We start from the raw sequence: 7,354 nt of genomic DNA, 5'->3' as shown, positions 1-7,354 counted from the left end.
TACCGCTTCGTAGAGACTAAGAAACTTCCAAACGGCGACACTGAACATGTCTACGAAAAAGTTGTTACTGCCCCTCAACAAAAACCGACTAAAGCAACCAAAGAATTACCTAATACTGGTACAGAAGATCACTCTAGCCTAGCAGCTCTTGGACTTCTTGGAGTATTGAGCGGATTTGGTCTTGTGGCACGCAAGAAAAAAGAAGACTAATGTTTTAATCATTAAAGATTAAACAAAGGAATTCAATTTCATAAATGAAAACCCAACTAATCAAGCGATTAGTTGGGTTTTTTAGGAGGTTATTGGCCATAAGTACCAATCCCATGTCAATTCTTACTTGACGTTTGCCTCTTAGATTACATCTCTTGTAACCCAAACAAGCCTTTATCTGCCCAAAGACAGGTTCCACATCAATCTTGCGTTGAGCGAAAATCTGTCTACCTTCAGGAGATAAAAGCGCCTGACATTCTTTAGCTTTCAAGTGTTGATAACGTTCGTTGATATATAGTCCCTTTGGAGGGGCTATTTCAGGTTCATCAGCGGAATAAACCTTGATTTCCTGTTGAAAGTCCGTCTGTGTTTTCTGATGTTTGATATGGTGAAAACGATAGCACCAGCCATCAGGATGTATATAGCTATCCTCCTTGTTATCATAGTGCCAATTCGCTAAGTTTCTAGCCGACTGTTTATACCCTTTCTTCTGTTCCTGATCAAACATGGCATATTTAATCAGATGCTTCACCTCCTTTTCATCTAAACGAAGAAGGTTCTCTTCACTTCCATATCCAGCATCTGCGACAACTGTCTTTAGGTCATGTGGATAAGTTTCAAGTAAGGGCAGGAGAGTCTTTGTGTCTGTCGGATTTGAGAAGACATCATAGTGAAGCACAAATTGGTTTTCAGTAGCGATTTGAAGATTGTAGCCAGGTTTGAGTTGTCCATTTCTCATGTGATCCTCCTTCATCCGCATAAAAGTGGCATCTGTATCTGTTTTAGAAAAGCTGTTACGCCCGTCAAATATCTCTTGATAGCTCTCATGCTTTTCAGCACGTACTGAAAAATCATCCTTGACTTTACGCAGGACTTTCTTGAGTTTACGACGTTGGGTTTTACGTTCGTCCTCTCCTTTAAGGGGTGTCTCCTCAATGTCTTGGTTCAGTTTTTCCAATTCTTCTTCAAGGACTTGAGCGAATGCAATCAACTGCTCTGAAGAAATCGGCTCTTCTTCATCCATCCTAATAGCTTGATGGATAAGGGGAGTGATTTCTTCTTGGAAATAGACCTGTATCTGTTCTTGAAGTTTTGGCGGAAAACTTGTCTGTCGCTTTCTTCCAAACAAAACTATACTTGTTGGCGTTGGCTTCAATCTTAGTCCCGTCAATAAACAGACAATCTAAGGTCACTAACTCTTCCATTTTTAAACGAAGATTGAGGTCGATGAAAAGATCACGAATGAGTTCTTCCATCCCTTTAGCGACTCGAAATCGATTGATGGTGCGGTAGCTGACAAGCAACTGTCCTGTTAGGTATTGCATAGCGAGATTTTCAATCATCATTTTTTCAATTTTTCGTCCAGAGAAAATCCCTTGTGAATAGGCAAATAGTAGAGTAGCTACAAGCATTTTAGGGTGATAAGACGGGCGACCGAAGGTATGATAGAAAGCCTGGAAGTGACGATCCTCCAAGGCATTCACCACTTTTTCAATGGTAAAGACAAGATGATCTTGTGGCAAGAAAGAATGGATTTCTAGTGGTAAAGTCGTTTGATTTGTGTTATAGTGAATATGCGTGGGATAGCCTTTCTAAATGGTTTATTGAGCAATTCTATTTTAGCAAGACTGTCGCAATCATGCAAAAAGCAACGGTTTTGTGCCGTTGCTTTTTTGTGGCAAAGAGACTTTTGTCCCAGATCTTTTTTCTTGTGTTTTATATCGAGCTGTGATATATTCTATATAACGAAGTGCGATATATCGAACTGAATAGGAGGTGCCTATAAATGGAATTAATGGATAAGGTTCGTCGAGTTTATCTTCCGATGACGGAAACTGGCTTTTATATCTTGTTTTGTCTACAGAAGGAGAACCATGGATATGGTATTACACAAAATGTCAAGGAGATGACAGATTCGCAAGTTTCGATTAGTCCAGGGACCATGTATGGGACCTTGTCAAAGATGGAAAAGGATGGCTTGATTTTCTTTGTCCGAGAAGAGGAAAAACGGAAAATTTATCAGATAACAGATTTAGGACGAAAAGTTTTGGAGATAGAATTGAAACGTATTGAACGACTTTACAGAAATAGTCGGGAGGAAGGATGATGGAAAAGAAAAGTGTTTACCGAATTTTTACCATTGCGGATTATGAGAGGGAGGCGATTTTCCTAGGGAGAATGCATGCGGAGGGTTGGAAGCTTAGTAAAGTGAGTTATTCTTACTTATTAGTTGCAGTTAAGTATAGTTTTGAAAAATGTCAACCGGAGCAAGTCTCTTATCAGTTGGATTTTTATCCTATGAAAAAGTCAGAGAGAGCTTCCTATTTACAACTGTTTAAAGATTGTGGATGGGAGCATATTACAGATTTTAATGGTTTTTCCTACTTTAGAAAGTTTCTTGCTGGAATTGAGTCGGATGCAGAGTTTGAAATTTATAATGATGCTACTGGGAAGTTGGATATAGTTCATCGGATTTTAAGACTGCGGTTGCTTCCTGTTTTGTTTTTCTTGTCAATGTTGATTCCGTTGTTCTTAAAGTTGCTCAGTGAAAGAGACGTTTTTAGCGGGCTAGTGTTTTTGCTTACTATCATAGATTGTGTTTTATTGTTTGCTCTTGTGGTTCAGATTTCTTATATTTTTTGGAGATTGTTTCAAAAGTGGAAAGAATTATCTGATAAATGAAGCAATACCTGTTTTCTAATCTGGAGGTAAGACAATGAATAGTGAAGTACAATTTCGGATTATTACAATAGTTGATTTGGACAAGGAGGAAGAATATTTACATGAGATGCATCTGAAAGGCTGGAGATATAGAACGAGTCGTTTTGGTTTTTTCTATTTTTGCCAATGCCAACCTGACGATGTCATCTACCGTATCTATGATTCTAGATTTCTTAAAAAGTATAAGCATGAACTGCAAGATTTTAGAAATAGCGGTTGGGAATTGATAGAAACAGGTTTTTGTTCAATTCTTCGTAAACCAACTTCTGATATACTTTCAGAGGAGAAAGTCTATATGAGTAAGGGTCTCAGATGGGAAGTTATGCGGTCTAGACTTCGTTCCTGTATAGCCACTTTTTCAGGTGGTCTTGTTGTTTGCATGAGTTTGTATCGAGAAAACTTGTCTCAGTCTTTCTTTATTATTTTCGTTTTATACACTTGTTTAATTTCTTATCTAATCTACGGCTTTTTCAGACTTAAAAGGAAATACCAAGTAGATGAGAAGTGAGATTCTAGGTCTTCGGACTGATTTTTAGCACTCTTTACAAAAGAGTGCTAATTTTTTGAGTTTTTGTCTTGACATTCTCTTCTAAGGGTGTATAATAGAATCATGAGTTAGCACTTGGATACATAGAGTGCTAATCGATCGGACAGAGAGGAGTGATGAGATGGTTACAGAGCGTCAGCAGGATATTTTAAATCTGATTATTGACATCTTTACCAAAACGCACGAACCTGTCGGATCCAAGGCACTACAAGAGTCTATCAATTCTAGTAGTGCTACCATTCGTAATGACATGGCGGCTCTAGAGAAGCAGGGTTTGCTTGAGAAGGCGCATACTTCAAGCGGTCGGATGCCAAGTATCGCTGGGTTTCAGTACTATGTGAAACACTCACTGGATTTTGACCGACTGGCTGAAAATGAGGTCTATGAGATTGTCAAAGCCTTTGATCAGGAGTTCTTCAAACTGGAGGATATTCTACAAGAGGCTGCTAATGTCTTGACAGACTTGAGTGGCTGCACAGTTGTAGCGCTAGATGTTGAGCCCAGTAGACAACGGTTGACAGCCTTTGATATTGTTGTCTTGGGGCAACATACAGCCTTGGCAGTATTTACCCTAGACGAGTCCCGAACGGTTACCAGTCAATTTCTGATTCCAAGGAACTTCTTGCAGGAAGATTTGCTGAAACTGAAGGCAATCATTCAGGAACGTTTCCTCGGTCATACCGTTCTAGATATTCACTACAAGATTCGGACGGAGATCCCACAGATTATCCAGCGTTACTTTACAACAACAGACAATGTCATGGATCTCTTTGAACATATTTTTAAAGAAATGTTCAACGAAAACATTGTAGTGTCGGGCAAGGTCAATCTCTTGAATTTTGCCAATCTGGTAGCCTATCAGTTCTTTGATCAGCCACAAAAGGTAGCCTTGGAGATTCGTGAGGGTCTGCATGAAGATCAGATGCAAAATGTCCGTGTTGCGGACAGTCAAGAGTCCTGTCTAGCAGACCTAGCGGTTATTAGTAGTAAGTTCCTCATTCCTTATCGAGGTTTTGGAATTCTAGCGATTATCGGTCCGGTCAATCTGGATTACCAGCGATTGGTCAACCAAGTCAATGTGGTCAATCGTGTTTTGACCATGAAGTTGACAGATTTTTATCGCTACCTCAGCAGTAATCATTACGAAGTAAATTAATTTTGAAATCATTAAAGGAGGCGAAAATGGCCCAAGATAAAAAAAACGAAGAAATAAAAGAAGAGGAAGTTGTGGAAACAACTGAAGAAACAACTCCTGAGAAGTCTGAGTTGGACTTGGCAAATGAACGTGCGGATGAGTTCGAAAACAAATACCTTCGTGCTCATGCGGAAATGCAAAATATCCAGCGCCGTGCCAATGAAGAACGTCAAAACTTGCAACGTTACCGTAGCCAGGACCTAGCAAAAGCAATCTTACCATCGCTCGACAACTTAGAACGTGCACTAGCAGTTGAAGGTTTGACAGATGATGTGAAGAAAGGATTGGAGATGGTGCAAGAGAGCTTGATTCACGCTTTGAAAGAAGAAGGAATCGAAGAAATCGCAGCTGACGGCGAATTTGATCATAACTATCATATGGCCATCCAAACTCTCCCAGCAGACAATGAACATCCAGCAGATACCATCGCCCAAGTCTTTCAAAAAGGATACAAACTCCATGACCGCATTCTACGCCCAGCCATGGTGGTAGTCTATAACTAGGCAATAGAGCTTAAAAATTTTGTCCGAAATGACAATAAACTATGAAAGAAAGATAAAAAAGTAGCTCAGCTTTGCAATAGTGAGCGAAGCGAACAAAAGACGATACTCTTCGCCGTGGCGCTATTTGCGCAAACTTTGAGACCTTAGGCTCAAAGTTTAGTCAAAGAGATTGACGAGTCAAGCTCTGACGGCGCCGCCACCTAAGAAGAGTATCAAAAAGAAAGAATATAAATTTTAAGGAGAAAAACACATGTCTAAAATTATAGGTATTGACTTAGGTACAACAAACTCAGCAGTTGCAGTTCTTGAAGGAACTGAAAGTAAAATCATCGCAAACCCAGAAGGAAACCGCACAACTCCATCTGTAGTTTCATTCAAAAATGGTGAAATCATTGTTGGTGACGCTGCAAAACGTCAAGCAGTAACAAACCCAGATACAGTGATCTCTATCAAATCTAAGATGGGAACTTCTGAAAAAGTTTCTGCAAATGGAAAAGAATACACTCCACAAGAAATCTCAGCTATGATCCTTCAATACTTGAAAGGTTACGCTGAAGATTACCTTGGTGAAAAAGTAACTAAAGCTGTTATCACAGTACCTGCTTACTTCAACGATGCACAACGTCAAGCTACAAAAGACGCTGGTAAAATCGCTGGTCTTGAAGTAGAACGTATTGTCAACGAACCAACTGCAGCAGCTCTTGCTTATGGTTTGGACAAGACTGACAAAGAAGAAAAAATCTTGGTATTTGACCTTGGTGGTGGGACATTCGACGTATCTATCCTTGAATTGGGTGACGGTGTCTTCGATGTATTGGCGACTGCAGGGGATAACAAACTCGGTGGTGACGACTTTGACCAAAAAATCATCAATCACATGATTGCAGAATTCAAGAAAGAAAATGGTATTGACTTGTCTACTGACAAGATGGCTCTTCAACGTTTGAAAGATGCGGCTGAAAAAGCTAAGAAAGATCTTTCTGGTGTAACTTCAACTCAAATCAGCTTGCCATTCATCACTGCTGGTGAATCTGGACCTCTTCACTTAGAAATGACCTTGACTCGTGCGAAATTTGACGATTTGACTCGTGATCTTGTTGAACGTACAAAAGTTCCAGTTCGTCAAGCCCTTTCAGATGCAGGTTTGAGCTTGTCAGAAATCGATGAAGTCATCCTTGTTGGTGGTTCAACTCGTATCCCAGCCGTTGTAGAAGCTGTTAAGGCTGAAACTGGTAAAGAACCAAACAAATCAGTAAACCCTGACGAAGTTGTTGCCATGGGTGCTGCCATCCAAGGTGGTGTGATCACTGGTGATGTTAAAGACGTTGTCCTTCTTGACGTAACGCCATTATCACTCGGTATCGAAACAATGGGTGGAGTATTTACAAAACTTATCGATCGCAACACTACTATTCCAACATCTAAGTCACAAGTCTTCTCAACAGCAGCAGACAACCAACCAGCCGTTGATATCCACGTTCTTCAAGGTGAACGCCCAATGGCAGCAGATAACAAGACTCTTGGACGTTTCCAATTGACTGATATCCCAGCTGCACCTCGTGGTATCCCACAAATCGAAGTAACATTTGATATCGATAAGAACGGTATCGTGTCTGTTAAAGCCAAAGATCTTGGAACTCAAAAAGAACAAACAATTGTTATCCAATCAAACTCAGGTTTGACAGACGAAGAAATCGACCGCATGATGAAAGATGCAGAAGCAAACGCTGAAGCCGATAAGAAACGTAAAGAAGAAGTTGACCTTCGTAACGAAGTAGACCAAGCTATCTTTGCGACTGAAAAGACAATCAAGGAAACTGAAGGCAAAGGATTCGATGCAGAACGTGATGCTGCCCAAGCTGCCCTTGATGACCTTAAAAAAGCTCAAGAAGACAACAACTTGGACGAAATGAAAGCAAAACTCGAAGCGTTGAACGAAAAAGCTCAAGGCCTTGCTGTTAAACTCTACGAACAAGCCGCAGCTGCTCAACAAGCTCAAGCAGGAGCAGAAGGCGCACAAGCAACAGGGAACGCAGGCGATGACGTCGTAGACGGAGAGTTTACTGAAAAATAAGATGCAAAGCCCGTTAAAACCTCACAGTGAAAATAGGAAATCTAACGCAGAAACTTTAGTTTCTAGGAAGATTTGTCTTTTTCACCAAGAGGTTAGGGCGTGCT

At 40.4% G+C, this 7,354-nt stretch carries 8 protein-coding genes and 1 pseudogene; 8 read left to right on the top strand and 1 reads right to left on the bottom strand.

Annotation, left to right across the window (positions count from 1 at the left end):
• A partial coding sequence (locus HMPREF9188_RS08650; protein ID WP_009730625.1) for an LPXTG cell wall anchor domain-containing protein occupies window positions 1-210 on the top strand: 210 nt, incomplete at its 5' end.
• A 4-nt stretch (window positions 211-214) separates the two neighbouring features.
• Here HMPREF9188_RS08650 and HMPREF9188_RS10300 read toward each other — a convergent pair.
• Window positions 215-1,784: pseudogene (locus tag HMPREF9188_RS10300) on the bottom strand (IS1182 family transposase).
• On the opposite strand from HMPREF9188_RS10300, the gene HMPREF9188_RS10640 reads away from it, so the two are divergent.
• The 7 genes from HMPREF9188_RS10640 (at window position 1,751) to dnaK (ending at window position 7,250) form a co-directional block, all read left to right on the top strand.
• The gene (locus tag HMPREF9188_RS10640; RefSeq protein WP_083888914.1) at window positions 1,751-1,942 is read left to right on the top strand and encodes a hypothetical protein; all 192 of its coding nucleotides are present in this window, start codon (window positions 1,751-1,753) and stop codon (window positions 1,940-1,942) included. The pseudogene HMPREF9188_RS10300 and the gene HMPREF9188_RS10640 overlap by 34 nt on opposite strands.
• 54 nt (window positions 1,943-1,996) lie before the next feature.
• Window positions 1,997-2,317 carry a PadR family transcriptional regulator gene (locus tag HMPREF9188_RS08630; protein ID WP_009730624.1) on the top strand — a complete coding sequence of 107 codons (321 nt, stop codon included), beginning with the start codon at window positions 1,997-1,999 and terminating at the stop codon, window positions 2,315-2,317.
• Window positions 2,317-2,892 carry a DUF2812 domain-containing protein gene (locus tag HMPREF9188_RS08625; RefSeq protein WP_009730623.1) on the top strand — a complete coding sequence of 192 codons (576 nt, stop codon included), beginning with the start codon at window positions 2,317-2,319 and terminating at the stop codon, window positions 2,890-2,892. The genes HMPREF9188_RS08630 and HMPREF9188_RS08625 overlap by 1 nt, the downstream gene beginning before the upstream one ends.
• Window positions 2,893-2,926: 34 nt before the next feature.
• On the top strand, window positions 2,927-3,439 hold the full coding sequence (locus HMPREF9188_RS08620; RefSeq protein WP_009730622.1) for a DUF2812 domain-containing protein: 513 nt from the start codon (window positions 2,927-2,929) through the stop codon (window positions 3,437-3,439).
• A gap of 160 nt (window positions 3,440-3,599) precedes the next feature.
• Window positions 3,600-4,634, top strand: coding sequence for a heat-inducible transcriptional repressor HrcA (gene hrcA, locus HMPREF9188_RS08615; protein ID WP_009730621.1), 1,035 nt, complete (start codon window positions 3,600-3,602; stop codon window positions 4,632-4,634).
• 26 nt (window positions 4,635-4,660) lie between these two features.
• Complete coding sequence (gene grpE, locus HMPREF9188_RS08610) at window positions 4,661-5,176, top strand: nucleotide exchange factor GrpE (RefSeq protein WP_009730620.1); 516 nt, start codon at window positions 4,661-4,663, stop codon at window positions 5,174-5,176.
• Between the two features lie 250 nt (window positions 5,177-5,426).
• The gene (gene dnaK / locus HMPREF9188_RS08605; protein WP_009730619.1) at window positions 5,427-7,250 is read left to right on the top strand and encodes a molecular chaperone DnaK; all 1,824 of its coding nucleotides are present in this window, start codon (window positions 5,427-5,429) and stop codon (window positions 7,248-7,250) included.
• The last annotated feature ends 104 nt before the right edge of the window (window positions 7,251-7,354 follow it).

It is taken from the genome of Streptococcus sp. F0441 (assembly GCF_000314775.2).
GTDB lineage: Bacteria > Bacillota > Bacilli > Lactobacillales > Streptococcaceae > Streptococcus.
This window is presented reverse-complemented; position numbering and strand designations above follow the sequence as displayed.

Coding starts and splice junctions, on each gene's coding strand:
- dnaK (WP_009730619.1), top strand. CDS start 5,427: ATGTCTAAAATTATAGGTATTGACTTAGGTACAACAAACTCAGCAGTT.
- HMPREF9188_RS08620 (WP_009730622.1), top strand. CDS start 2,927: ATGAATAGTGAAGTACAATTTCGGATTATTACAATAGTTGATTTGGAC.
- HMPREF9188_RS08630 (WP_009730624.1), top strand. CDS start 1,997: ATGGAATTAATGGATAAGGTTCGTCGAGTTTATCTTCCGATGACGGAA.
- grpE (WP_009730620.1), top strand. CDS start 4,661: ATGGCCCAAGATAAAAAAAACGAAGAAATAAAAGAAGAGGAAGTTGTG.
- hrcA (WP_009730621.1), top strand. CDS start 3,600: ATGGTTACAGAGCGTCAGCAGGATATTTTAAATCTGATTATTGACATC.
- HMPREF9188_RS08625 (WP_009730623.1), top strand. CDS start 2,317: ATGGAAAAGAAAAGTGTTTACCGAATTTTTACCATTGCGGATTATGAG.